This window comes from Aneurinibacillus sp. REN35 (genome assembly GCF_041379945.2).
Classification (GTDB): domain Bacteria; phylum Bacillota; class Bacilli; order Aneurinibacillales; family Aneurinibacillaceae; genus Aneurinibacillus.
The window spans coordinates 16,029-41,260 of record NZ_JBFTXJ020000013.1 but is presented as its reverse complement, the minus strand read 5'-3'; the positions used below and the strand labels follow the sequence as shown (position 1 = coordinate 41,260).

Annotated in this window: 22 protein-coding genes; 11 read left to right on the top strand and 11 right to left on the bottom strand. The window is 47.3% G+C overall.

Features of this window, described 5'->3' with window-relative positions:
- Positions 1-92: 92 nt before the first annotated feature.
- Complete coding sequence (gene clpB / locus AB3351_RS19050) at positions 93-2,720, top strand: ATP-dependent chaperone ClpB (protein ID WP_371148746.1); 2,628 nt, start codon at positions 93-95, stop codon at positions 2,718-2,720.
- A gap of 96 nt (positions 2,721-2,816) precedes the next feature.
- On the opposite strand, the gene AB3351_RS19045 is transcribed toward clpB, so the two are convergent.
- From AB3351_RS19045 to AB3351_RS19005, 9 genes are all read right to left on the bottom strand, one after another.
- Positions 2,817-3,671, bottom strand: a complete 855-nt coding sequence (locus AB3351_RS19045) for a DUF421 domain-containing protein (protein ID WP_371148745.1) — start codon at positions 3,669-3,671, stop codon at positions 2,817-2,819.
- A gap of 62 nt (positions 3,672-3,733) precedes the next feature.
- Complete coding sequence (locus AB3351_RS19040; protein WP_371148744.1) at positions 3,734-3,940, bottom strand: DUF1657 domain-containing protein; 207 nt, start codon at positions 3,938-3,940, stop codon at positions 3,734-3,736.
- A 31-nt stretch (positions 3,941-3,971) separates the two neighbouring features.
- Positions 3,972-4,322, bottom strand: coding sequence for a stage V sporulation protein AE (spoVAE, locus tag AB3351_RS19035; protein ID WP_371148743.1), 351 nt, complete (start codon positions 4,320-4,322; stop codon positions 3,972-3,974).
- 24 nt (positions 4,323-4,346) lie between these two features.
- Complete coding sequence (spoVAD, locus tag AB3351_RS19030) at positions 4,347-5,351, bottom strand: stage V sporulation protein AD (RefSeq protein WP_371148742.1); 1,005 nt, start codon at positions 5,349-5,351, stop codon at positions 4,347-4,349.
- Positions 5,351-5,836, bottom strand: coding sequence for a stage V sporulation protein AC (gene spoVAC, locus AB3351_RS19025; protein ID WP_371148741.1), 486 nt, complete (start codon positions 5,834-5,836; stop codon positions 5,351-5,353). Before spoVAC ends, spoVAD begins: the two co-directional genes overlap by 1 nt.
- A gap of 142 nt (positions 5,837-5,978) precedes the next feature.
- Positions 5,979-7,430 (bottom strand): amino acid permease, encoded by a 1,452-nt coding sequence (locus tag AB3351_RS19020; protein WP_371148740.1) that lies wholly within the window; start codon positions 7,428-7,430, stop codon positions 5,979-5,981.
- 14 nt (positions 7,431-7,444) lie between these two features.
- On the bottom strand, positions 7,445-7,717 hold the full coding sequence (locus AB3351_RS19015) for a YokU family protein (protein ID WP_371148739.1): 273 nt from the start codon (positions 7,715-7,717) through the stop codon (positions 7,445-7,447).
- 19 nt (positions 7,718-7,736) lie between these two features.
- Positions 7,737-9,173, bottom strand: coding sequence for a lysine 2,3-aminomutase (gene kamA / locus AB3351_RS19010; protein WP_371148738.1), 1,437 nt, complete (start codon positions 9,171-9,173; stop codon positions 7,737-7,739).
- 190 nt (positions 9,174-9,363) lie between these two features.
- Positions 9,364-10,794, bottom strand: a complete 1,431-nt coding sequence (locus AB3351_RS19005) for a sigma-54 interaction domain-containing protein (protein ID WP_371148737.1) — start codon at positions 10,792-10,794, stop codon at positions 9,364-9,366.
- Between the two features lie 113 nt (positions 10,795-10,907).
- Between AB3351_RS19005 and ablB the strand changes: the two genes are divergently transcribed.
- Positions 10,908-11,774, top strand: a complete 867-nt coding sequence (ablB, locus tag AB3351_RS19000) for a putative beta-lysine N-acetyltransferase (protein WP_371148736.1) — start codon at positions 10,908-10,910, stop codon at positions 11,772-11,774.
- A 7-nt stretch (positions 11,775-11,781) separates the two neighbouring features.
- Here the strand turns inward: ablB and AB3351_RS18995 are convergent, their stop codons facing one another.
- Complete coding sequence (locus tag AB3351_RS18995) at positions 11,782-13,347, bottom strand: PucR family transcriptional regulator (protein ID WP_371148735.1); 1,566 nt, start codon at positions 13,345-13,347, stop codon at positions 11,782-11,784.
- Positions 13,348-13,475: 128 nt separating this feature from the next.
- Here AB3351_RS18995 and AB3351_RS18990 point away from each other — a divergent pair, with 128 nt between their 5' ends.
- Genes AB3351_RS18990 through AB3351_RS18975 form a run of 4 tightly spaced genes read left to right on the top strand, consistent with a single transcriptional unit; the run spans position 13,476 to position 17,504 of the window.
- The gene (locus AB3351_RS18990; RefSeq protein WP_371148734.1) at positions 13,476-14,846 is read left to right on the top strand and encodes an aspartate aminotransferase family protein; all 1,371 of its coding nucleotides are present in this window, start codon (positions 13,476-13,478) and stop codon (positions 14,844-14,846) included.
- A 16-nt stretch (positions 14,847-14,862) separates the two neighbouring features.
- The gene (locus AB3351_RS18985) at positions 14,863-15,552 is read left to right on the top strand and encodes a CoA transferase subunit A (protein WP_371148733.1); all 690 of its coding nucleotides are present in this window, start codon (positions 14,863-14,865) and stop codon (positions 15,550-15,552) included.
- A complete protein-coding gene (locus tag AB3351_RS18980) occupies positions 15,537-16,205 on the top strand; it encodes a 3-oxoacid CoA-transferase subunit B (RefSeq protein ID WP_371148732.1) in 669 nt (222 codons plus the stop codon). Before AB3351_RS18985 ends, AB3351_RS18980 begins: the two co-directional genes overlap by 16 nt.
- Positions 16,206-16,223: 18 nt before the next feature.
- Positions 16,224-17,504, top strand: a complete 1,281-nt coding sequence (locus AB3351_RS18975) for a peptidase (protein ID WP_371148731.1) — start codon at positions 16,224-16,226, stop codon at positions 17,502-17,504.
- Positions 17,505-17,533: 29 nt separating this feature from the next.
- On the opposite strand, the gene AB3351_RS18970 is transcribed toward AB3351_RS18975, so the two are convergent.
- Positions 17,534-18,355, bottom strand: coding sequence for an STAS domain-containing protein (locus AB3351_RS18970; protein ID WP_371148730.1), 822 nt, complete (start codon positions 18,353-18,355; stop codon positions 17,534-17,536).
- Between the two features lie 232 nt (positions 18,356-18,587).
- On the opposite strand from AB3351_RS18970, the gene AB3351_RS18965 reads away from it, so the two are divergent.
- The 5 genes from AB3351_RS18965 to AB3351_RS18945 all read left to right on the top strand — a co-directional run bounded on the left by AB3351_RS18965 (position 18,588) and on the right by AB3351_RS18945 (position 25,154).
- Entirely contained in the window at positions 18,588-19,202 is a 615-nt protein-coding gene (locus AB3351_RS18965; RefSeq protein WP_371148729.1) for a cysteine hydrolase family protein, read from the top strand.
- A 195-nt stretch (positions 19,203-19,397) separates the two neighbouring features.
- Positions 19,398-20,120 (top strand): cytochrome c biogenesis CcdA family protein, encoded by a 723-nt coding sequence (locus tag AB3351_RS18960; protein ID WP_371148728.1) that lies wholly within the window; start codon positions 19,398-19,400, stop codon positions 20,118-20,120.
- Positions 20,121-20,170: 50 nt separating this feature from the next.
- Positions 20,171-20,479 carry a rhodanese-like domain-containing protein gene (locus AB3351_RS18955; RefSeq protein ID WP_371148727.1) on the top strand — a complete coding sequence of 103 codons (309 nt, stop codon included), beginning with the start codon at positions 20,171-20,173 and terminating at the stop codon, positions 20,477-20,479.
- A 184-nt stretch (positions 20,480-20,663) separates the two neighbouring features.
- Positions 20,664-23,735, top strand: a complete 3,072-nt coding sequence (locus AB3351_RS18950) for an efflux RND transporter permease subunit (protein WP_371148726.1) — start codon at positions 20,664-20,666, stop codon at positions 23,733-23,735.
- An 18-nt stretch (positions 23,736-23,753) separates the two neighbouring features.
- Positions 23,754-25,154 carry an efflux RND transporter periplasmic adaptor subunit gene (locus AB3351_RS18945; RefSeq protein ID WP_371148725.1) on the top strand — a complete coding sequence of 467 codons (1,401 nt, stop codon included), beginning with the start codon at positions 23,754-23,756 and terminating at the stop codon, positions 25,152-25,154.
- Positions 25,155-25,232: the final 78 nt, after the last annotated feature.

The following is a 25,232-nucleotide window of genomic DNA, read 5'->3' as shown; positions in this document are numbered from 1 at the left end:
CTCTTACCCTAAAGCAGAAGGGTATAATATAGAATGTTCTATATAGTAGCTTGAGAAAAAGAAAAGCGAATCGAAAAGGAGGCACAATCAGGATGGACATGAACCGTTTTACACAAAAATCGCTTGAAGCAATCCAGCAGGCGGAGACGAAAGCCCTGCGATACGGAAATCCAGAAGTAGAGACGGAACACCTGCTGCTGGCACTGCTGACGCAGCATGAGGGATTGCTGCCGCGATTGCTTCGCAAAATGAATGCATCGGTTGACAATTTGCTTCAAAAAATCGAAACAAGGTTGGAACAAAAGCCCCGTGTATCCGGTACGGGGCGGGAAGCAGGGAAAATTTACATTAGTGCAAGCGTAAATAACATTTTACTGAAAGCGGAAGATGAAGCGAAGGCGATGCAGGATGAATACATCTCTGTTGAACATCTTTTTCTTGGCATTATAGATGAGGTGCAGAAGATAGACATGTTGCGGAACCTGCTTACGAATGAAGGAATTACGCGGCCGACATTTCTTGCAGCGATGAATGAAGTGCGCGGCAATCAGCGGGTTACCAGCACAACGCCTGAAGTAACATATGAGGCGTTGGAGAAATATGGCCATGACCTCGTAGAGGAAGCGCGCCGCAATAAGCTTGATCCGGTTATCGGACGCGATGGAGAAATTCGTCATGTGATCCGGATTTTGTCGCGCAAGACAAAAAATAATCCGGTATTGATTGGGGAGCCTGGCGTAGGCAAGACGGCGATTGTAGAAGGGCTTGCGCATCGGATTGTACGAGGGGATGTGCCGGAAGGCCTGCGTGATAAGCATATTTTTGCATTGGATATGGGCGCTTTGATTGCAGGTGCCAAATATAGAGGGGAATTTGAGGAACGCCTAAAAGCGGTGCTGCAGGAGATTAAGCGCAGTGAAGGGAAAATCCTGCTTTTTATTGATGAGATTCATACGATTGTAGGGGCTGGACGGACGGAAGGAGCGATGGATGCAGGCAATCTCTTAAAGCCAATGCTTGCGCGCGGCGAGCTGCACTGTATCGGTGCTACGACATTGGATGAATACCGTAAATACATCGAAAAAGACGCTGCATTAGAGCGTAGATTTCAGACTGTGGTTGCAGATGAGCCGACGGTTGAAGATACAGTCTCAATTCTGCGCGGTCTGCGTGAACGCTTTGAAGTATTTCATGGTGTGAAAATCCATGACAATGCGCTTGTTACAGCCGCAGTATTATCGCACCGCTATATTACGGACCGCTTCTTGCCCGATAAGGCGATTGATCTGGTGGATGAAGCATGCGCAATGATTCGTACCGAGATTGACTCGATGCCCGCGGAACTTGATGAGGTAGCACGGCGCGTGATGCAGCTTGAGATTGAAGAGGCGGCTCTCAAAAAAGAAACCGATCCGGCGAGTCGTGAGAGGCTCATGCAGCTGCAGAAGGAGCTTGCGGAGCGGAGGGAAAGCGCAGCTTCCATGAAAGCGCAATGGGAGAGCGAGAAGCAGGCGCTTACTACTATTCAGAAGCTGCGCGAGGAGATTGAATCGATTCATCAAGCGATTGCCCAGGCGGAGCGTGACTATGACTTAAACAAAGCCGCTGAACTTAAGTATGGCAGACTGCCGGAAGCGGAGCGGAAACTGCAGGAGGAAGAAGCGAAGCAGAACGATCGCAAAGGGGAAGAATCGCTGCTGCGTGAAGAGGTAACAGAAGAAGAAATTACCCGTATTATCTCGCGCTGGACAGGTATCCCTCTGGCTAAGCTGGTAGAAGGTGAAAGAGAAAAATTGCTGAAGCTGGATCGAATTCTGCATCAGCGCGTGATCGGGCAGGAGGAAGCGGTCAACAGTGTAGCAGATGCCATTATTCGCGCGCGTGCCGGTATTAAAGATCCCCGCCGGCCAATTGGTTCGTTTATTTTCCTTGGCCCTACCGGTGTTGGAAAAACCGAGCTTGCCAAGACATTAGCGGAAACCTTATTTGATACGGAAGAAAATATTGTACGTATTGATATGAGTGAGTATATGGAGAAGCACAGTGTATCCCGTCTGATCGGTGCGCCTCCGGGCTATGTTGGGTTCGAAGAAGGCGGCCAGCTTACTGAAGCGGTACGGCGTAAGCCATATTCAGTAATCTTGTTTGATGAAATCGAGAAAGCGCACCATGATGTATTCAATGTACTGCTTCAAGTGCTTGATGATGGTCGCATTACGGACTCGCAGGGACGGACTGTTGATTTTAAGAATACGGTTATTATTATGACGTCCAACATTGGTTCAAGCTTTTTGCTTGATGGAATTACATCAGATGGAGAGATCAAGGAAGCGGCGCGTGAACAGGTCATGAATGAGTTGTCCCTGAATTTCCGCCCGGAGTTTTTGAATCGGGTGGATGATATTGTGCTATTTAAGCCGTTGACTGCTGCTGAAATCGGGCAGATTGTTGAGCTGCTTGCGATTGATTTGAAGAAGCGATTAGCAGAACGCAGCATTGAATTAGAGCTTACGAACGCAGCCAAAGAGCATATTGCCAGAGAAGGGTATGATCCGGTATATGGAGCGCGCCCGCTGCGCCGCTTTTTGCAGCGACATCTTGAGACAATGATTGCAAGGGCGTTGATTGGCGGGGAGATTATGGACGGAGCAGTATTGATAGTGGATGATAAAGAAAATGAGCTAACGTTGCAATGGCGGAACCGTACCGATAGCAAATAACATATACGCAAGTGTGAAAAAGATGGGCGCAGGTTCGCAACCGAGTAAGCTGCCCATCTTTTTTATGGTCTGTATAGGATTCCAGGCTTTGTCATACTACCGAAGATACGGGCTTACCTGATCGACAGTTTGCTGCAGCTTCTCGGCTGCTTTGCCGTAGATTTGTTTTGCTCTGGGTGCTTTGGTCTCAAGAGCGAACATTTCAAAGTCGGCTTGACACTTTTTAAGCGTGGCGAGCAGAAGCTGATTCTGGCTTGGGGTAGGCATTTGCAGCTGATCGTTATAGACGTCAAGATAAAGCTGACCTTGCGAATCAATTTGACCGATGAATACGTTATCGAGTGTGACGCCGCTTTTTTCGAGTTCTGTATGCAGCCATTGCTCTGTATGCCCGCTCGCCCGTAAAGAATCAAGCAGAATGTTTCCATCCATAATGACTGTTTCCGGTTCTTCCTCGTTAGGTAGGTTTAGCTGTAGGTCCTTGATAGTAGCGGGTTGTGCTTGTCTTTTTGGTAAGACACTTACCTGTCCATTGGTCTCAAGCATGGCGAACTCCACGTCTGCTACTTTGAAAGCACCCTTAAGACGAAGCTGTTCAAGCAGCTCGTCTGTGCTGATATGCTCCTTCTTCATATTGTCTTCTAATACTTTGCCTTCTTTGATTAGTATGGTGCCTTTTCCTTCGAATAGGTCGCGTACGAATTTGCTTTTTAATGAAAGGTAATCAATAAGAAACGGAATTGCGGCAAATACGATTAGACTTGTATACCCGTGCAGCAGATTATTCTCAAGATCTGTGGCGATAAATGCGGTAATATCGCCGATCGTAATGCCGACTATGTACTCGAAGAACGTAAGCTGTGCTAACTGTTTTTTGCCGCTTAACCGTGTGATGATAAATAAGGTCACCAGTGCAAAAAAAGCGCGTAATGCGATGTTTACAACATCCACCTTGATGTACCCCCCTAGAAAGTAAGCAGGGTGAGCCGATGACTCACCCTGCTGTTGCGTGCTTAGAAGCCTTTGTACTGTGGCTCCTCTTGTTCCAATTGCTGAATACGCGGTTCGAGCGCATCAATAATGGTTTGGGTTTGCTGCGCGTTTTGGGTGAAAAGCTGCTTTGCTTGCTGATTTTGTGTGCTCAGAGCAAAAGTCTCTAAGCTGGCCTGCGCGCTTTTTAAGCTCGCCAGCGCTTGTTTCACCTGTGCTGATACTGTCATGACCTTCACCTCCACAGCAGATAGTATGTGCTTATCCTTTTGGTTTAAACACCAAAGCGCCAAGAAATCCAAAAATAATGGCGGCTGAAATGCCTGCGCTGGTTACTTCAAAAATACCGGTAATAATCCCTACAACACCATCAGATTGCATCTCCTGCATCGCGCCGTGTACCAGTGCATTGCCAAAGCTTGTAATCGGTACGGTTGCGCCTGCCCCGGCGAATGTAATGAGCGGTTCATACCATCCGAATCCGTCTAGGATGGCTCCTGCTACGACGAGTGTAGACATGGTATGGGCGGGGGTTAGCTTTCCGACATCCATCAGCAATTGGCCGATGACACAGATAAGACCTCCAATGACGAAAGCCCAGAAAAAAATCATGCCGTATGCCTCCTTTTCCTATCGTTATTGTTCGATGGCAACTGCGTGTGCCACACAGGGAATGCTCTCGTTCTGCTGAAAACTGAGCGGGGAGAGAAGAGCGCCTGTAGCAATAACGAGGATGCGCTTCCATTCTCCGGCCTGGAGTCGTTTGAGCAGATGGCCGTAGGTGACGGTCGCACAGCAGGCACAGCCGCTTCCACCGGCCAGGACGTCTTGTGTTTCATCGTTATAGATCAACAGGCCGCAATCGGTCAGTTTGCTTTCCGGAACAGCTATGCCATGTTTTGCTAAGAGATCGCGTGCAATCGCATGACCGACCTTCCCTAAATCGCCTGTTGCGATCAAGTCATAATGGTCGGCGGTAATCTGCAAATCGCGGAAATGTGCTTCGATGGTATCTACAGCGGCAGGGGCCATAGCAGCACCCATATTGAACGGATCGGTAATCCCCATATCGACGACGCGGCCGATGGTGGCTGCGGTAATACGTGGGCCTGTACCGGATGGACCGACGACAGCCGCACCTGCACCTGTTACAGTCCATTGAGCGGTCGGCGGTTTTTGTGAGCCATATTCTGTCGGATAGCGGAACTGCTTCTCAGCAGTTGCATTGTGGCTGCATGTACCTGCAAGTGCATACTTAGCAGCGCCGCTGTCGATGAGTTGAGCGGCAAGAGCCAGTCCTTCCATAGAGGTGGAGCAGGCTCCGAAAATACCAAGATATGGAACGCCGACAGTACGTGCGGAGAAGCTGCTGGAGATGATTTGGTTCATCAGGTCGCCAGCAAGAAGAAAGTTGATTTCGCCTTTTTGGATGCCTGCTTTCTTAATCGCAGTATCACAGGCATCTTCGAGCATTTTTTTCTCCGCTTTTTCAAAACTATCCTGTTGCAGCCAAATATCGCCATACAGTAAATCGAAGTCGTCCGCTAGATTTCCCTTCGCTTCGAACGGTCCGCCGACCGCGGCAGACGATAGAATAACAGGTTTACTTGGAAAAACCCATGATTGGTGTCCCTGTAGCATTACGACATTCCTCCTATCGCCATCCATGCCCATTTAACAAGCCCAATAATAAACGCGGCGAAAACGCCAAACACAATGACAGAACCAGCGAGTTTGAACATATTGCCGCCAACACCAAGTACAAGACCTTCGCTGCGGTGTTCCATAGCGGCAGACGCAATGGAGTTGGCGAATCCGGTAACAGGGACAGCGGTTCCTGCTCCCGCATACTGAGCGATCTTATCATAGACCCCAAGACCGGTGAGCAGCACCGAGATGAAGATTAGAACAGCGACAGTCGGATTTCCCGCTGTTTTCTCGGTGAAGTGGAAGTAGTTCATAAAGAAAGTCTGGATAAACTGCCCGATAAGACAGACGAAGCCGCCTACAAAAAAAGCGCGCAGCACGTTCTTCATAACCGGTCGAGCCGGTTCGTGTGCCTGTGCGAGTGTCTGGTATTCCATTTGGGTGGGAGTGAGTTTCTTTTTTTGTTCCTTGCTGACCATACGCATTCTCCTTCTCTCATAGTTAAGGTAGCTTCTATTATTTTGGAGAAAATACGGAATTTCATGCGTACGGACGCAAATAAAAACACGAGACAGCAGGGTGGATGCGTGTCTCGTGCTTTATTTTTAGATGCGATTCTCACTACTTATTGGCGATTTGTAACGAGGAGGGCTCGTTTGATTCTGACCCTTCGAAAAGCCGTTCCGCTTCCTTCTTTGGATGAATCCGTATCCGGTAATACGCATAGCATGCAATCATAAATGGAATACCGCAGATGAGCGCCATTCGCTGCTCCTCGACAAAGGCCATACTGATGAATACGATAGTACAGGCAATGAAGCAAACGATAGGAACTAACGGATATAGCGGAGTCTTGTATGCTAAGTCCTTTAGGTGTCCGCCTTCAGCAAGAAAGCGCTTGCGGAACATAAATTGCGAAGCCGCAACGGACATCCAGATGATAATACCCGCCATACCAGAAATTGAGAGCAGCCACATATAGACTGTATTCTCAGCAATTACACTTGAAAGCAGCGACAAGCAAGCGACAGCAAGTGTTACAAGAAGAGCATTCAATGGGACGCGGCGCTTGGTAAGCTTGCTAAGAAACGGGCTTGCCATTCCGTTGCGCGACATTGCCCAGAGCATACGAGTTGATGCGTACAGACCTGAATTGCCTACAGATAGAACAGCGGTTAGAATAACGAAATTCATGATATCGGCGGCATAAGGAATCCCCACACTGTCGAAAATCATGACGAACGGGCTTTCCACGACACCAGCCTGACGCCAAGGAATGAGACTGACTAAAATAATCATCGAAATGATATAGAAGAAAATCGTGCGCCATACTGTCGTGTTAATGGCACGTGGAATATTCTTCTCCGGATCTTCACTCTCACCTGCGGCAATCCCGATAAGCTCCGTTCCCTGGAAGGCAAAGACTACGGCGATCATCGTCAGAAGAACCGCTGTCATTCCATTAGGGAAAAGACCGCCATCATTAACAAAATTGGAGAAGCCGGGGGCTTGTCCTGTGCTGTTAAGACTGACAAAGCCAAACATAGCTGCTGCACCTACAATAATAAACAACAGGATCGCTGCTACTTTGATGCCGGCAAACCAAAACTCGGTTTCAGCAAAGCTGCGCGCTGAGAGTGCATTGAGAAGGAAAAGCACTCCGGCAAATATAATACACCACAGCCAGACCGGTGAATCGGGAAACCATCGCTTCATAAGAAGTCCTGAAGCGGTGAATTCGACACCGACCGTAACCGCCCAGTTGAGCCAATACATCCAGCCGATTGTAAAACCGACTCCGGGTCCGATGTACTTGGTGGCATATGTTTGAAAGGAGCCGGCAACCGGCATAGCGACCGCCAGTTCCCCAAGACAGAGCATCACCAGATACATAATCAATCCGCCTGTTAAGTAGGCGAGGACTGCGCCTCCGGGTCCGGCTTGATTAATCGTATAGCCAGACCCGAGAAACAATCCTGTACCAATTACACCGCCCAAAGAAATCATGAACAGGTGTCTGCTTTTCATTGTGCGCTTTAATTCATGCGAAGACGAATGCTCGCGTTGTTTCATCAATTCCTCTCCTCTTATTGCGATTTGGCATTAAATAAGTTGATGCGCGGTGCCTGTAGGAGCTGCTCATACGTGAATGCCGCACCTAAAGAGGAAATATCGTTTAAGTATAGTGCGTCCTCGATTTTTTGCGAAGTATCTTCTGGGACGAATTTATCGTAGCAATTCGGACAATCCACAGAAGGGATGCTTTGAATTTGCACGGTGGCTTTTCCGTCCGGTGTTACCCAGTAGCAATCCAGTCGGCCTTCTTTCGCTTCCTCAGTCTCACACCAGATGCATTTCATAAACGTTCCCCCTTGCTGCTTATTTGTTGTCCTTTGCTTTTGCTAATTTTGCTTTCATCTCGTCGCGTTTATCGCGGCGGTCTTTAAGCGATGCATGGTCGTCTGCTTGCTGATAGTTTTGGCGCTTATTCATGCGTCGCAGTCCTTCCGGAACCAGATTGAACTTCTCATCACGCATAATTGCGGTGATGCCCACGCCTTCCTCTTCTTCGGTGATGCCATACTGCTCATTGAAGTAGGCGTCCGCACGGCCAGGCGTATAGTTTTTTGGCTCTGGATAGGAGGTGATTACACCTTCGAAGTTGCGAAGAACAACCTTGTCTGGACTTTGCGAGATCATATAATTTGGCTGCAACGAGATTTTTCCGCCGCCTCCAGGAGCATCTACGACGAATGTTGGTACAGCATAGCCGGATGTATGTCCGCGTAGGCCTTCAATAATCTCAAGACCCTTTGATACGGGAGCACGGAAATGTCCGATACCTTCAGATAAGTCACATTGGTAAATGTAATACGGACGTACACGGATTTTGACCAGCTCATGCATCAGTTTTTTCATGATTGGTACACTGTCATTAATACCGGCAAGAATGACGGCTTGGTTTCCTACAGGTACGCCGACATTAGCCAGCATTTCACAGGCAAGCTTTGATTCCGGTGTGATTTCAAGCGGTGTATTGAAGTGCGTATTCAGCCATACCGGATGGTATTTCTTCAAAATGTTGCACAGGTTCTCCGTAATACGTTGCGGGAATACGACTGGTGCGCGGGTTCCGATGCGGATGATCTCTACATGTGGAATGGCGCGCAGGTTTTTAAGAATGTATTCAAGCACGGTATCATTAATTAGCAGGCCGTCACCGCCGGAGATAAGCACATCGCGTACTTCCGGCGCATTAGCGATGTAGTTAATTGCTGCATCGAGCTGCTTCTTCGGCACGCCCATGCCTACTTGGCCGGAGAAGCGGCGGCGTGTACAGTAGCGGCAGTACATGGAGCACTGATTTGTAACCAAGAATAGAACACGATCCGGATAGCGGTGTGTTAAGCCCGGAACAGGCGAATCCTCATCTTCATGCAGCGGATCTTCTAAGTCATATTTTGTCTTCATGATCTCTGCCGATACAGGAACAGACTGCATACGAACAGGACAACGCGGATCATCAGGGTCCATAAGAGAAGCATAGTATGGTGTAATATTCAGCGGAATCGTCTGTGTAGAAATTCGTACGCCTTCTTCTTCCTCTGGAGTTAGGTTTACGACTTTCTTCAGATCTTCCACACTTTTGATTGTATGAGTAAGCTGCCAGAGCCAATCATTCCATTGTTCATCCGTTACATCTTTCCAAAGTTCAATATCGCGAAAGTTACGTGTTTTTGCAGGAGCTGCATGCCATCCATGACCTACTGCTGGCGCTTGCTTTTCATTATTCAGATCTCTTTCTAGTAAGCTCATTTGCTGTACCTCCTAAGCGTATTCTCGTCACATTTTAACTACAGCAAGATGCATGCCAAAATAAAAAAATTCTAAAAATACTGATATGACGCGATATACGAAAAAAAGAGAGGATGGCTCTCTCTCTTTTTTTGCTCTTTTACTGCAAAAAAACTGGCGGTTCATGAATTTTTTGCTGCAAAAATTTTGTCTATAAATTGAATTTTTTGAGTTTATATTGAAGGGCCTGTCGTTTAATGCCAAGTGAATCTGCAGTTTTGCTAATATTTCCTTCATAATGCTGCAGTGCTTCGGAGAGAATCTCCCGTTCGATGCGATCGATATAGCCAGGCAGATCAATCGGATACGCAGTTGGCGATGGCACGGTTGATCTACTGGTGTCAGAAGATAGATATTCTGCTGGTACTTCGCTGAACTGTAGGGGAAGATGCCGTACTTCGATCTGCTCCTCGTTCTCCTCTAGCATGTTGAAGGCAGCTTCAATAGTATGACGCAGCTCCCGGATGTTTCCCGGCCATGTATACGCGAGGAAGGCCGCTTTTACTTCTTCGCTTACACCTTGTACTTTCATGGCGAATGTCTGGTTGAATTTATCGATGAAATGGTTTGTTAATAATGCGATATCATCCTTACGATCAAGCAGTGGGGGAAGCTCGATATTAACTACATTTAATCGAAAAAACAAATCCGATCGTAGAATGTTATGTTTTAATGCTTCATGCGGCCGAATATTCATGGCTGCTAAGATTCGAACATTGATTTCTTGTTCGACAGCCCCGCCAACCCGACGAACACGCCCATCCTGCAGCACGCGCAAAAGCTTAGCCTGAAGCATGATGTCAAGACTGTTAATCTCATCAAGAAAAAGCGTGCCGCCATCAGCCTGTTCAAAAATCCCGGGGCGGTCAATAGCGCCGGTGAAGGCTCCTTTTGTTGTACCGAACAATAAGCCCTCCATTAATTCGCGGGGTACGGCAGCACAATTTTGTGCAATAAAAGGCTTATCACGCCGAATGCCCGCATTGTGAATGCTTTGGGCAATGAGCTCTTTTCCTGTTCCTGTGGGACCGCAGATAAGCACAGGCGAATGTGTGCGTGCTGCCCGCTTGGCGCGCGTGAGCGCCTGCTGGAACGAAGCGCTTGCACCAATCAAATCACTGAAATGATATTGGGTATCGTTTTTGGTGCTTTTCTTTTCTTTTGTTCTCTGATAGAGCTGTTGTCGCAAGTCCAGTACTTGGTCGTTGAGCTGCACGATTCGGGTGATATCCTCCGCCAGCTCTACAGCTCCGACAATCTCTCCGTCCTTGAGTAGAGGATAGGTACTGTTAATGGATGTAATCTGCTTGCCCTTCATATTCATATAAGTTTGTACTTTGTCTACGATTTCTTCGCCGGTGCGAAGGACACCAATAAGCGTGCTGCTTTCATTGGTGAGAGACGGGAACAGGTCGAATACGCTTTGTCCGATGACATCTCGGCGATCCAGCCCATCAATTTCGGCCATCGTCTCATTGAAGAACAAAGTGGTTCCCTCTTTGTCCACTAGATGAATACCGACATTAATGATGCTTAGCAGCCATTCGAACTCTTCCGACCATATCGCCGCTAATTTGGACATATCGATCCCCCATTTCTTTGAAGTAGTGAGTATGCACGCCGCTTGAAAAAAGAATGGCACATTTATTGCAAAGTTATTTATTATGAAAACTATAGAAGAACGGAGGGCATCTTATGACAACAAAAAACGAATTGTACGCTCAATCACTCATAGAAACAGGCTCATCCTTTACAATGGATGCAAGTCTTGACCGGTTTAATGCGCGGCTGCGTGTTGACGATTACCGGGGGAGTGTGCGGCTTATGCATACCCGGATTCTAGCGCTCGCCAACGAGCATGCGCTTACAAAAATATTCATCAAATCCCGGCCGGAAGACGTTGCGACGCTTCTCGGTCTTGGTTATATGCTCGAAGGAGTATTTAAGAAATACTTCAATGGCGGTGATGCGTACAGTATGGCAATGTACCTCTCAGATGAGCGTCGCACAAGTGAGTACTGGATTCAAGAGGACGATATCCTCCGTCAAGTGCTGTCTCTGCCGCTTAAGGCATCCGATGAGCCGCTCGCACAAGGATATACGATTCGTATTGCTGTCACTGAAGATGCGGAGCAGCTAGCCCATCTATATGGAACGGTATTTCAGACATATCCGACGCCAATGAACGATCCTGCCTATATTAAGAAGGTGATGCTTGAAGGCACGGTTTTCTATGTAGCGGAAGCGGAGGCGCGTATTGTTAGCGCCGCATCGGCCGAAATCAATGCTATATATAACAATGCAGAAATGACAGATTGTGCGACCTATAATGAACACCGCAAGCATGGCTTGATGCGTCACTTGATTACGGCGCTTGAGAATGAACTGCAAACGCGCCATATTTATTGCGCCTATTCGTTGGCCCGTTCCCTATCGTTTGGCATGAATGCGGTATTTCATCAACTCGGCTATGAATATGCAGGGCGCATGACGAAAAACTGCAATATTTTCGATAAGCTTGAGGACATGAGTCTCTGGGTGAAGGATCTTTCTCGGTGTTAATCTTTCGCTATAGTATGGTAATGGCTGCATGCTCAAGCCGGTATGCCATAAGGGCAAGATGAAATTGTGTAAGCGTATGGGCATTCTGTAAATCCTTCTTTGTTTTTTCCTCGATTTGTTCAAGCCGATACTTGAGTGTATGGCGGTGAATAAATAATGCGGATGCTGTGTTCTTGATGTTGGAATTGTGCTGTAGATAGCATTCTAGCGTGTCTACCAAACTTGAATTGTGCTTATGATCGTATGCAAGCAGCGGGTCGAGCAGAGGGCGGAATAGGGTCGTCAGCTCAATGCCCGCTTTTTTCATCTGCAAAAGCGGCGCAAAGGCTCCGATTTTATCATGTGTCATAAGCGCCTCTTCGGTTGCAATTGCTATCTGCAGTGCTTCACGCGCTTCCTGAGCATGGGCCGCAATCGGAGTGAATCCGCAAAACGGAAAGCTGAGCCCGATATGAAGCGATCCCATTAAGCCTTTTCGTTGGGCTTCCTGCTGCAGGGATTGCGCAGCACGGATGGCATCTCTTTCTTGTTGTACAGGAAGCAGGATGGTGACGGTACGCTGCTTTTCACGCAAGAGTACCGGCCTTGGCTGCTTGTGAGCCCATACTTGTGCGAGTTGGCGCAGCGTATCATCATTCGGTGCAGCAATCTGCATGATACATAGATTCTCCACCGGCTGATATCCGAGCTTTTGTGCCATCTTCTGCAAGGTGGATTCATCTTGTCCGGTATGCTCAAGAAGTTCATCGAATACGTTTTCCTGCATGCGCAAAATGGCCTCGTCGACCGCTTTTTGTTTTAGAAATTCAATTGCACATACCATGCTGGCCTGCTCTACGATTAGATGATCCATCTCTGTAAGTGCGGTGTTTTTTTGAATATGCAGGTGTCCGTATTGTTCTGTGTCAGTAGCTATCGCATGCACAAGCCGTTGTTCGGAGAGGAGCAGAGAAGCGTCTGTACTGCTTTCTGGCTGCAAGACAACCGCTTTAGGAAAGGAGAGTGGCTGCGTATGGTTCTCCTCGCTGCCGCTACGCTCGATTCGTTCGCCTTGTGCATCATAAAGTTCTACTTCCGCCTGTAGCCGATCCGCCAACGTGTGTACAAGCGGAGCAAACCCCTTATTGTTCAGCGCTAACATAGTCAACTCTCGATGGATTTGTTGTGTATCCTGCATCAACTGCAACTGACGATTTACGATATGACCTAATAAAGCTTTGGTTACTTCAGAGAAATTCATATGGCGCGGAATTTCAATGAGTGGCAGATGGTGAGCGTCAGCAGCCGCGATGAACTCAGGTGGAATCGTCTCCATATAGAAGCCCGTATGAATGGCTACGGCTGATAAGCCTTGCTTGGCGAGCTTTTCGATGAAGAAGCGCCGATTAGCTTCTGTATCAAGCCCATAGCCAGTCGTAATGAGGAACTCACCCTCCTGCAGCCGAGAAATATCTTCAACAATTTCAACAATCGTTACCCATTTAATAATATGATGAATGCCGCTGTGGCCGCCTACCAGCTTCATCTGTTGGATATTAGGTAATGTTAGTGCTTCCTTTAGTGTAATCGACATGGGACCGCCTCTCTTTATACATCATGTATAAAAAATATACTATAAATTTATCTAATAGTGAGAATATTTTTTCCTAAGGTCTCTTGTTATGATGAAATCAATCGACAAATGCAGAGGGGGAGAACCCGGTGGATAAAAAGAGCAATGTGATTAAACCGTTTTTAGATAAAGAATACCCAACCGTCTCACATGGTAGCGGGGTTTACTTATATGATACCAACGGAAAAGCCTACATGGACGGCTGCTCAGGTGCTGTTACAGCCAACATTGGACATGGTGTACAATCGGTTATTGATGCGATGAATGAGCAGGCCAAAAAAGTGTCGTTTACGTACCGCTCTCAGTTTACGAGCGAGGCAGCAGAGGAACTGGCGGCGAAGCTTGCGAGCTGGACGCCGGGTGATTTGAATTACGTATTTTTTGTAAACAGCGGATCGGAAGCGACGGAGACCGCGATGAAGATTGCCATCCAATATTGGCAGGAGCAGGGTAAGACCAGCAAGAATAAGGTTCTATCCCGATGGATGAGCTATCACGGTATTACGTTGGGAGCGCTGTCTATGTCCGGACATATTTTAAGAAGAAAGCGCTTTATTCCGCTTCTGGAAGAATTCCCGGCTGTAGAGCCTCCGTACTGCTACCGCTGTCCGTTTAACAGTACGTACCCGAGCTGTGATCTGTTATGTGCAAATCAGCTAGAACAGGCGATTCATCGCGTCGGCGCAGACAATATCGCCGCTTTTATTGCGGAGCCGATCATTGGCGCATCCGCCGGTGCGGTGACGCCACCTCCGTTTTATTATCAGCGAATTAAAGACATCTGTGAACGCTATGATATTCTGTTCATCGCCGATGAAGTTATGACAGGAAACGGACGCACAGGCAAGCCGTTCGGCATTGATCATTGGGGTGTGGTACCGGATGTTATGGCACTAGGTAAAGGAATGAGCGCGGGCTACACGCCGATGGCGGCTGCGATTGCCAGCCAGCGAATTATTGATGTGATTGCCGCCGGTTCTAAATCGATCATGTCGGGTCATACGTTCAGCGCAAATCCGCAGTCTTCTGCTGTCTCGCTTGCGGTTATGAAATACATTGAAGATCATCAGCTCATCGCCAAGTCTGAAGAGCGCGGTCGTCAATTAATAGAAGGATTAAAAACACTTATGCATAAGCATGAAATAATCGGTGATGTTCGAGGAAAGGGGTTGCTGTGCGGCATCGAATTCGTTAAAGACCGTACTACGAAAGAGCCGTTTGCACTGAGCGCGGGTGTAACCGAACGGGTGATTGCGCGCGCGTCGGAGAATGGATTGCTCATCTACAATGCATCCGGCGGCATGGATGGCCAGGCTGGAGACTGCATCATAGTAGCACCGCCGTTTGTTATTTCAGAAGAGGAAATGAATGAATTATTGTTTATGCTTGACCAATCGATTGGTGAGTTGGCGTTGGAGCTAGAGCAGGAAGGACTGCTTGCTTCTAAAGAAAACGTATAGCAGAGGAGGAGCAGGTATGAAGGAAACCATATCCAAAGTCGTTGCGCTTGATGAAGCGTTAACACATATTAATGACGGTATCACTCTAATGTTTGGAGGCTTCGGCGGGGTAGGCAATCCTCCGACACTGATCGATGGCATTCTCCATAAAGGAGTGAAGAACTTAGATTTAATTGGTAATGACTCAGGCTTTCCAGATATCGGAATTGGCCGTCTTGTCACGGCGGAACGTGCTCGCAGCTTGATTACTTCACATATCGGCTCCAACCCGAATGCGGGTCGGCTTATGACGGAAGGAAAAATGAATGTAACCTTCTATCCGCAGGGAACGCTTGCAGAGAAGATTCGTGCGGGTGGCATGGGGCTTGGCGGCATACTGGTGGATGTTGGACTTGGCACGATTGTGGAGGAAGGAAAGCAGCAGATTGAGATTGAGGGCAGGACATATATGGTAGAACCTGCGCTAACAGCACAGGTTGGGATTGTACATGCGCTTAAGGCCGATGAATACGGAAACCTCATCTATGATAAAAGCGCCCGCAACTTCAATCCGTTGGTTGCTATGGCGTGTGATATTACGATTGCAGAAGTGAATGAGATTGTGCCAAAGGGCGAATTGGACCCTGAATGTATTGTTACACCGGGCGTATATGTAGACTATATCGTCAAAAGCGAAGGAGTGAACTGGAAATGGGCGTGGGAGTAGAGCAGCGTCACCTAATCGCGCGTCGCGCGGCAAAAGAAATCCATCCCGGTATGCTGGTAAACTTAGGCATTGGCATTCCGACGCTTGTAGCGGATTATATTCCGGATGAGTGGAATGTGATGTTCCATGCCGAGAATGGCATTCTCGGTACAGGACCATCGCCTATACGTGGAGAAGAGGATGAGAATCTGTGTAATGCGGGCGGCTTTCCGATTACGTTAGCTCCGGGTGCTTCGTACTTTGATAGTACGGTGGCTTTTGGAATGATTCGTCGTGGCTATCTCGATATTACAATTCTAGGAGCGCTTGAAGTGAGCCAACACGGTGATTTGGCGAATTGGATCGTCCCTGGTAAGCGGGTGCCGGGCATGGGAGGAGCAATTGAACTGGCGCAGAAAGCAAAGAAAGTTATTGTGCTGATGAACCACACGAATAAGGCAGGAGAGCCTAAGATTCTGCGGAAGTGTACACTACCGCTGACCGCACCAGCATGTGTGGATATGATTATTACCGAGCGTGCAGTGATTGAAGTAGTAGGTGATGCGCTCTATCTGCGTGAAGTGCTCTATCCCTACACAGTTGAACAGGTAGTGGAAAGCACAGAAGCCCCACTTATAATTGCTGAAGGTAGTCAAGTTCCGGTCTTTAAATAACCAGGGAGGTGCCAAGGCATGATGAAGGATCAAATTAAACAATGGATGCAGGAACATCAGCAGGAAGCGATGGATTTTCTGGCGCAGGTCGTGCAAGCTCCGAGTGTACAGGGAAAGGAAGCCGAAGCACAAAAGCTTGTAGCTGATAAATTGGCCGCGTTGGGCTTGGAAGTGGATGTATGGGAGCCAGCGGGAGATGAGTTGGTAAAGCATCCATATTTCTGTTCACCGCGCACCTCGTTTGAAGGCAGTCCTAATGTGGTCGGTGTGTGGAGAGGTGAGGGCGGCGGTAAGTCGCTCATCTTGAACGGCCATATCGATGTTGTACCTGCAGGAGATCTGGAGCAGTGGGATGATGACCCGTTCAGCGGTAAGATAGAGAATGGGAGAATGTACGGACGTGGGGTTACAGATATGAAGGGCGGCAATGTCGCTATGCTGTTCGCCATTGAATGCCTAAAGGAATTAGGTATTCGCCTTAAGGGAGATATTATTTTTCAGAGTGTAGTTGAAGAAGAAAGCGGAGGCTCAGGAACGCTGTCCACTGTGCTAAGAGGATATAAGGCAGATGCAGCGCTCATCCCGGAACCGACACAGATGAAGATTTTTCCGAAACAGCAAGGCTCCATGTGGTTCAAAATCAAGGTTAAGGGACGTTCGGCACACGGTGGTACTCGCTATGAAGGTGTGAGTGCCATCGAGAAAGCGATGATGATCGTAGAAGCGGTTCGCAACCTTGAAAAAAAGCGGAATGATCAGATTACAGACCCGCTCTATCAAAATATCCCCATTCCGATTCCGATTAATATCGGAATGATCCAAGGGGGAGAGTGGCCGTCTTCTGTACCGGATCTGGTAGAACTTCAAGGAAGAATGGGGGTTGCCCCGGATGAAGACATGGAGGATGCTAAGCAGGCAATGGCTGAAGCGCTGGCAGAACTTGATGATGAATGGTTGACAGAGCATCCTCCAAAACTAGAATGGTTCGGTGCTCAGTGGGTACCTGGAATGATGGATTCCGATCATGAATTGATGAATCATCTTGTCCAATCGTATCGCACGGTTCTAGGTGAAGATCCTGTAATCGAAGCCTCGCCGTGGGGAACGGACGGTGGTCTGCTGACTAAGGTAGGAGAGACTCCATCGCTTGTATTCGGACCGGGTGTAACCAGCATGGCACATTATCCGAATGAATACATCGAGCTTGACCGTGTGATTGAATGTGCCGAGATTATGGCGCATACGATTATGCATTGGTGCGGTGTGGAGAATGAAAAAACAATCGGTGCTAAGAAATAGCAAAGAAAGCACACCTGCGAATGGGTGTGCTATTCTTTTTGTATGGCTTCAAGCGCCTGCTGTACGGTAGCATATGTTTTAATTGTAGAGAAATCAATGCCGATGCCGATGGCGGTTTGCGCCAGGCTTGGCCGAATCCCTGTCAATACAGCATGAATGCCGAGCAGGCGAAGAATGCGGTGGATTTTGAAAATATGATCAGTAACCATCGTATCAATCACATGAATTCCCGAGAAATCAATAATAAGACAGTGGAGTTTTAATTCTGCAACCTTAGGAATAACATTGTGCAAAATATGGTTGGCCTTATGCGAATCAATAGAACCGATGAGTGGAAGAACAGCCGTTCCTTTTAGTATAGGCACAATCGGTGCGGAGAGTTCGCTTACTTCTTCATAAGCTGCACTAATGATCTTGTCTTTGAATTGATCGAACGCTCTGATCATTTCATTGACTGCAATATCAAGCGTATAGTTGATCTTCTCCATGATGTAGAGGATGTCTTTCGTTATTATTTGCTGTTCTATACATAATTGACCCATATAGCCAATGAATGCAGAACGAACAATAGGTACAGATGCAAGGACTTTACCGAGTCTTTGCCCTTGGTGAACCCTTTGCTCGCCGATGGTTCGACTCCAGAGAACCAGTTCCCTCTCAAGATCTTCTAAAGGTAGGAGTAAGGATTTTCCTGCAACCTCTACGATTTTGGAGAGGATTGCTTGTCCATGTTCTCGTTCATCGGGGCGTGCCGATTCCTTTGTTTGCGAGAGGATAGCCTCTGTGATAAGTTCCCCGATTGCTGCATGTTCTTCTATTAGATGTGAAGCGAATTGCTGAATTGAATTCAAACGATTTACCCCCTTACCAGACAAGTCGTATAGTACGTCTAAGTTGAATCAACGGTCGGTTATGTATGTGTCATGATACATTCTACCCAGTACGCCAAACAAGCCATTGCGCATTATTTATTTCTTCCCTGTTTTTACGTTCATGAAGCAGATGGGGCGCATGCATAGTGTTTGTGAGAATAGGGAAAGAGGTAGAGAGTATAGGAAGAGATAGCAGAATAGGGGTGGAAGTGTGCCATCTAAAAATATTGATCTTCATGGGAATGTGCCGGATATTTCTAACGTGGCGCTCTTATTAATTGACGTTGTTAATGATTTTGAATATCCGGAAGGTGATTTATTATTTGCCAATTCCATGAAGATTGTAGACAATATTGTTGCGTTGAAAAAACGTGCGAAAGAAGCGGATATTCCTGTCATTTATGTAAATGATAATTATGGAAAATGGCAATCTGATTTTCTTAAGCTGGTGGCCCATGCTACAAGCGATAATGTACGCGGGAAGCCGTTTGTAGATAAGTTGCTCCCGGATGAAGACGATTACTTTGTCTTAAAACCTAAGCATTCGGGTTTTTATTCTACAGTACTCGATACGCTGCTTGCATACCTCAAAGTAGAAACGCTGATTATAGCAGGAGTAGCAGGTAATAGCTGTATTTTGTTTACAGCAAATGATGCTTATATGCGGGATTTTCACTTGTACATTCCTTCCGATTGTATCGCCTCGAATCATAAAGAAGATAACGAAAATGCCATTAAAATTATGAAGACGGTTCTGGATGTGGATACGCGTTTGCAGGAGGGCATTGAGTTTGTAAACAAAGATGGGAAAGTGATTATTTTATAATAAAATGGCTGTGCCTCCGATGACAGATTCGGAGATGCAGCCGTTTTTTCTTTATTCAACCTCATATACTATGTATATGAGGTTGAATTGTGGCGGGAAGGTGACACCCGAGAACGGCAACGGTGGAAAACAGCCTGCTCTTATTGCACTGACTGAAAGGAATATGCGAAAATGCTTAATGAGGTGGTAGGTACGATGCAGCAATCCATATCAATATCGTTTGCTTGGTTTGCCGGTTTGATTTCTTTCTTTTCACCGTGTGTTTTTCCGTTAATCCCGGCATATGTGACCCATCTGACGGGAGGGATGGTGCAGGATGACCGGCTGACGATCCGGCGCAGTACATTGTTTATTCGTTCGCTGGCATTCATTATCGGATTTTCCATTATTTTTGTGCTTTTCGGAGCGACAGCGAGCTATTTTGGCCAGTTCCTACGTTCAAACCGTGAAGTGTTTGAACAGTTGAGTGGAATTTTAATCGTTATATTTGGGTTTCAAACGATCGGGTGGTTAAAGCTTGGATTTTTAATGCGTGAGAAGCGATTCGATATGTCGCGTATTCAGGCAGGCAAGTGGTTCTCTTCCCTTCTGCTCGGCATGGCTTTTGCGGCTGGATGGACACCTTGTGTAGGGCTTGCGCTGTCTTCGATTCTGCTTTTGGCCGGCAATGCTGACACTGTGAATACAGGGATGTTTCTTCTGGGTGTCTATTCTCTTGGCCTTGCGGTTCCGTTCTTTGTCATTTCTTTCATTATGCTTTATTCCGTTAAGGCGATTCGCAGTTTGAATCGTTGGATGCCTGTAATCAAAAACGTAAGTGGGTGGCTTCTGATCGGCATGGGTGTGCTGATCTATACTGGAGAGATGCAGCGCTTGAGCGCTTGGCTGTCTTCCTTTACTATTTTTACGGGCATATAAGGGTATAATAAGAATGAGAGCGTTACGCACAGATAAGAGGAGGCGATGTAATGAGCGCACATGGTGAGATCTCAACGCGTGAAGTAGACGAGCAGGTCAAGCAGGGCAAAACACTCAATCTCATCGATGTTCGAGAGGACGATGAGTATGCATCCGGCCGTATTCCGGGTGCCAAGCATATTCCTCTAGGTCAAATTCCGGCTCGCTTGCATGAATTGGATAAAGACAAGGAATATATAATGGTATGCCGCAGTGGAAATCGAAGCGGTATGGCTTCCGAATGGCTGGCAGAGCGCGGCTACCGCGTCAAAAACATGGTGGGCGGCATGCTGGATTGGTCCGGTTCTACTGAGAAGTAAAAGAATAGGAATTAGATGGGAGAAGGTTGAAAGACCTTCTCCCTTTTTATGTCATAATCCCTCCGTCCTAAGGCTGATGAAGAATCATTCTTAGGCCGTTCCGCTATAAAAGACCGATGCGCTAACATAGAAACGAATTCATTTCATGGTATTTCATAGTGGAAAAGAGAAAGGAGGAGGAGGCGTGGAGTTTTTAACTCGCTTTTCATTGCGAAATTCGGCTGCCATTATCATTATTGTTCTATTGATTACAATGGGCGGCATCGTAGCGGCAACCTCTCTAAAAATTGAGAGCATGCCGGATATTTCATTCCCCGTCGTTATCATTCAGACGGATTACCCGAATGCAGCACCGGAAGACGTGCTTGACGATGTGACAAAACCGCTGGAGAAAGCGGTCAGTTCTGTCGAAGGAACGAAATACCTCGAATCACATTCTGTTGATAATCATTCAACGCTTGTCCTCATGCTGAACGCAGGTACGGATGCAGAGGAGGCAAGAGACGAGGTTGAGAAGAAGATCTCAGGGGTCAAATTGCCTCAAGATGCGGAGCGTCCGCAGGTAAGCACGGAAGGATTCGGTACGGAGCCGATTTATTATCTGGCTATAAGCACGAAAAATAACGGTGTATCCGATGACTCGCTAAATTTGTTGGTGAAGGATACGATCGTACCGGAACTAGAGGACATTGGTGGGGTAGAAAAAGTCTCGACCATTGGTGAACGTCTGAATAAGGTCCACATCTATCCCAACCTGTCCGCATTAAGCAGCTATGGATTTTCTGCCTCGCAGTTTAAGCAGCTTATTCAGGCCAATCATGTCGGCATCCCCGCCGGAAATGTAAAAATCCAGGGAGAAGATCAGGCGGTCCGCATACTTACTGAATTCACTAATATTGAACAAATTAAAAATACCAAGCTATTTTTACCCTCCGGGATGAACGGAGGACTATCGTATGTAAAGATCGGTGACGTAGCAAGCGTTGCCTTCGAAACAGACATTGACCAGATTAGCCGTCTCAATGGCAAGCCCGGTATCAGCATTCGCCTCTACAAATCAAGAGAAGGCAATGCGGTAGAAACCGGAACCATGATTAATGCAAAGCTTACAGAACTGCAAAAGCGTTATCCGGATATTGACTTCAAAACGGTATATGACACCTCGGTAGACATCAAGAACTCCATCAAGAGTATGATGAATGAAGGAATGATGGGTGCGGTTATGGCTTCCCTCATGATCCTTCTATTCCTTCGCAACATGAAATCCACACTGATCGTTCTGGTATCCATTCCGCTTTCGATTTTAGTTAGTTTGATTTTTATGGGTTGGCTTGGACTAACACTGAATATGATGACGCTGTTTGGTATGGCAATTGCGGTGGGGCGGGTTGTAGACGATAGTATTGTTGTAATTGAGAATATCTTCCGTCACCTGCAGCTTAGTCGTGAGCGTACACCGAATTTAATTCGATTTGCTGCCAAGGAAGTAACGAGCGCCATTACATCCTCTACCATTACAACTGTCGCTGTATTTGTACCGATTGCCTTTGTGAGCGGTATTGTAGGTGAAGTATTCCGGCCGTTTGCGATTACGGTCGTATGTTCGCTGCTTGCTTCGCTCTTGGTAGCGGTTACGGTAGTTCCGCTGATGACCAAGCTTTTGCTGCTTCACTCCACAAAAGTAAAGGAACATAAGCCGGGTAAAGCTTCATTTGCATACCAGCGCCTGTTGAACTGGTCATTGCGCCATAAAATCATAACCGTAGTTCTTTCTTTTGGTTTGCTGCTTGGAAGTGTAAGTCTGGTAGGCTTCTTGAATGTGAGTATGTTCGGTGATTCCAATCTGGGTATTATTCAGACTGCGCTAAAAATGCCCAAAGGTACGACGCTTGAGGCGACGGCAGAAGCAACGCAGCGAATCCAGGATGTTTTTCAGAAGGAGCCAGGCGTTGATTATATTGAGACGAATATAGGGGAGAATGATGCGCCCAACCGTTCTTCCATGTTTATTATGCTAAAAGACGGTGCTGATGTAGGAGCTATTCTGAGTAAATTTCGTGAACAGACCGAACCGATTGTTCCTGCCGATTCTAAATTGACAATAGACAAAATTAGCAGCGGAGCAAATGAAGGTTATGAAGTTGTGCTGAATGGACCGAATAAGGAAGCGCTCATTCAGGCGGCGGAGATGGTTAGATCAGAAGTAGAAAAGAACCCGCTTCTCGTCAACGTAAAAGATAATCTATCAGACAAAAAGTCAGAAGTGATTGTACGGGTAGACCGTGATAAGGCCGCAGAAAGGGGATTGTCACCAGCTCAAGTTGCCGGTGATGTAAGCAGTCTGACAGGTCGTCTTAAAATCGGTAAGATTAAGATTGATAGCGAAGAATACGATTTCATTCTCGGACTAAGAGAAGCTGATAGCAATTCGTTAGAGAAGATTAAAGGAATTCTATTGAATACACCGACAGGACAACAGATTCGTCTTGAGGATGTGGCAGAGGTAATAAAAGAAGAGGCGCCCTCTCAGATTATGCGCCGCAATGAAAAGGAATTCGTCTCTATCACAGCTGATATTACCAGTAACGATAAAGAGGGAATCAGCACAGCACAGAATGAGGCAGTAAAGAAAATGAAGTTGCCGGATGGTGTAACGGTTGCAAGCGGGGGCATCAGTGAAGACATGCAGAAGAGCTTTCAGGAGATGTTTTACGCATTAGGGGCAGCCGTTGTCATGGTATATATCGTAATGGTCATTGCATTTGGGAATGCTATGGCACCACTCTCGATCCTTCTCTCTCTGCCTCTTGCAGCCATTGGAGGCATTGTGGGCCTGTTCGTTACGGGTTCGTCGCTTGATTTAACAGCATTAATTGGTTTTCTGATGCTGATTGGAGTCGTAGTTACGAATGCGATTGTGTATGTAGACCGTGTGCAACAGCAGAAGGAGAAGGGACTATCGACACGGGAGGCGTTGCTTGAAGCTGGGATTACGCGTCTGCGGCCGATTATTATGACAGCCGTAGCGACGATTGTCGCTCTCCTACCGCTTGGATTGGGAGAAGTAAAGGGATCTCTTATGTCACCTGGGCTTGCGATTGTAGTGATCGGTGGCTTGACTACCTCGACACTGCTTACGCTCGTTATTGTTCCGGTTGGCTATGAGGTTCTGGATAAAATACGCAATTACACATTACGAAAGCGCGGTATGCTTCCGGCGGCGGAATCGACCGAAGAAGAACAAAAGCCCGCGTAAAGGAGGGGACGTGTGTTTATGAAACGAAAATGGATGCAGATTGGGACGGCGTGTCTCCTATCGGCTTCGTTGCTTAGCGGCTGTGGAGCGGCGCAGGAGACGGGTACGATGAGTGCGGGAAGTGCGGCAGAAGTAAAGCCGGTTGCGGTTAGTGTAGCCCAGGTGAAGGAGGGCGTGCTGACAGGCGGAAGCCAACTATTAGGAGAAGTATGGCCGAAGGTCAGCGTGACTGTTATTGCTAAACAATCAGGCACGTTAGCTTCATTATCCGTGCAAAAAGGGGATGCAGTAAAAGCGGGGCAAGTGATTGGACGTCTGGATGCAACGGATTATGTAATGGGAGTAAAACAAGCAGAGGCTGCTCTTAACACCGCCAATGCGTCCCTAGCTCAAGCACAGGCAGGTATAAGTGCGGCCAGGGCTTCGCAGGCACAGGCACAGGCGTCGGTAGAAACCGCTGCCGCCTCCCTTACTCAAGCGAAGAATACATACGGTGTAAAAGCCTCAGGAAATACTTCGTATGAGATTGCCAAGCAGGGCGTGATGATTGCCCAGGCTAATTATGATCGTGTAAAAAGCTTGGTGGATGCAGGGGCTATCTCTAAGGCGCAGCTGGATCAAGCGGAGGAAGCTCTGCTTCAGGCGAAAAATGTACTGAATCAGTCGGCGCAGGCAGATGCGCAGGGGCAGGGTGCCATTAATGCGGCACAGTCGAATGTAAAGCAGGCACAAGTCGGTGCGAATAAAACCGCTGCTGCCGCTGTTCAACAAGCCATAGGCGGAGAACGGGCTGCCCGTGCCGGGGTGCAGCAGGCGCAGGTCGGTGTAGAAAAAGCACGTCATGCTCTACATGATACGGTTATCAAGTCGCCTGTTACAGGCACCATTAGCTCATTAGGATATGAACAAGGAGAGCTTGTAAGTCCGCAAGTGCCAGTTGCCACCATTATTAATATGAATTCGGTTCTCGTCAAGCTTAACGTATCCGAGTCGATGATTGCTAAGTTCACAAAAGGAAGCGAAGTGGATGTGCAGATTCCAGCATTAGAGAAGACCGTTATAGGGAAAGTCACGTACAAAGGCATAGAAGCCGATCATCAGTCGAGGATGTTCCCGATAGAGATTGAGTTGTCTAATGCATCTGGCACCATCCTGCCCGGTATGAAGGTAAATGTAGTCGGCGCACAAATGGACAGCCAGAAAGGGCTTCTTGTTCCTACTGATGCGATCATAGAGAAGGATGGGAAGAAGAGCGTCTATATTATAGAAGGAACAAGAGCAATCAAACGTTCCATCGTGACGGCGGAAGGTAATTCTACGCATGTTCTTGTAGTCAGCGGTTTGAAAGCCGGGGATAAGGTGGTAGTGAAAGGGCAGACTCAGCTAAAGGATCAGACCCCGGTGCGGATTATACAGTAATACAAGAGGGAATGGGCTTGTCCTTTTCCCTCTTTCTTTTTTATAGGATAACAGGCGTATATCGGGACAGAGCAGGAA

What these genes read in the sequence shown, in the direction of transcription:
- spoVAC (WP_371148741.1), bottom strand. Translation starts at nt 5,836, where the DNA reads ATGGTCAGCAAGGAACAAAAAAAGAAACTCACTCCCACCCAAATGGAA.
- AB3351_RS18960 (WP_371148728.1), top strand. Translation starts at nt 19,398, where the DNA reads ATGCAGCAATCCATATCAATATCGTTTGCTTGGTTTGCCGGTTTGATT.
- AB3351_RS19040 (WP_371148744.1), bottom strand. Translation starts at nt 3,940, where the DNA reads ATGACAGTATCAGCACAGGTGAAACAAGCGCTGGCGAGCTTAAAAAGC.
- AB3351_RS18995 (WP_371148735.1), bottom strand. Translation starts at nt 13,347, where the DNA reads ATGTCGATTACACTAAAGGAAGCACTAACATTACCTAATATCCAACAG.
- AB3351_RS18985 (WP_371148733.1), top strand. Translation starts at nt 14,863, where the DNA reads ATGAAGGAAACCATATCCAAAGTCGTTGCGCTTGATGAAGCGTTAACA.
- AB3351_RS19015 (WP_371148739.1), bottom strand. Translation starts at nt 7,717, where the DNA reads ATGAAATGCATCTGGTGTGAGACTGAGGAAGCGAAAGAAGGCCGACTG.
- AB3351_RS19020 (WP_371148740.1), bottom strand. Translation starts at nt 7,430, where the DNA reads ATGAAACAACGCGAGCATTCGTCTTCGCATGAATTAAAGCGCACAATG.
- AB3351_RS19005 (WP_371148737.1), bottom strand. Translation starts at nt 10,794, where the DNA reads ATGTCCAAATTAGCGGCGATATGGTCGGAAGAGTTCGAATGGCTGCTA.
- clpB (WP_371148746.1), top strand. Translation starts at nt 93, where the DNA reads ATGGACATGAACCGTTTTACACAAAAATCGCTTGAAGCAATCCAGCAG.
- AB3351_RS18975 (WP_371148731.1), top strand. Translation starts at nt 16,224, where the DNA reads ATGATGAAGGATCAAATTAAACAATGGATGCAGGAACATCAGCAGGAA.
- kamA (WP_371148738.1), bottom strand. Translation starts at nt 9,173, where the DNA reads ATGAGCTTACTAGAAAGAGATCTGAATAATGAAAAGCAAGCGCCAGCA.
- spoVAE (WP_371148743.1), bottom strand. Translation starts at nt 4,322, where the DNA reads ATGATTTTTTTCTGGGCTTTCGTCATTGGAGGTCTTATCTGTGTCATC.
- AB3351_RS18955 (WP_371148727.1), top strand. Translation starts at nt 20,171, where the DNA reads ATGAGCGCACATGGTGAGATCTCAACGCGTGAAGTAGACGAGCAGGTC.
- ablB (WP_371148736.1), top strand. Translation starts at nt 10,908, where the DNA reads ATGACAACAAAAAACGAATTGTACGCTCAATCACTCATAGAAACAGGC.
- spoVAD (WP_371148742.1), bottom strand. Translation starts at nt 5,351, where the DNA reads ATGCTACAGGGACACCAATCATGGGTTTTTCCAAGTAAACCTGTTATT.
- AB3351_RS18945 (WP_371148725.1), top strand. Translation starts at nt 23,754, where the DNA reads ATGAAACGAAAATGGATGCAGATTGGGACGGCGTGTCTCCTATCGGCT.
- AB3351_RS18980 (WP_371148732.1), top strand. Translation starts at nt 15,537, where the DNA reads ATGGGCGTGGGAGTAGAGCAGCGTCACCTAATCGCGCGTCGCGCGGCA.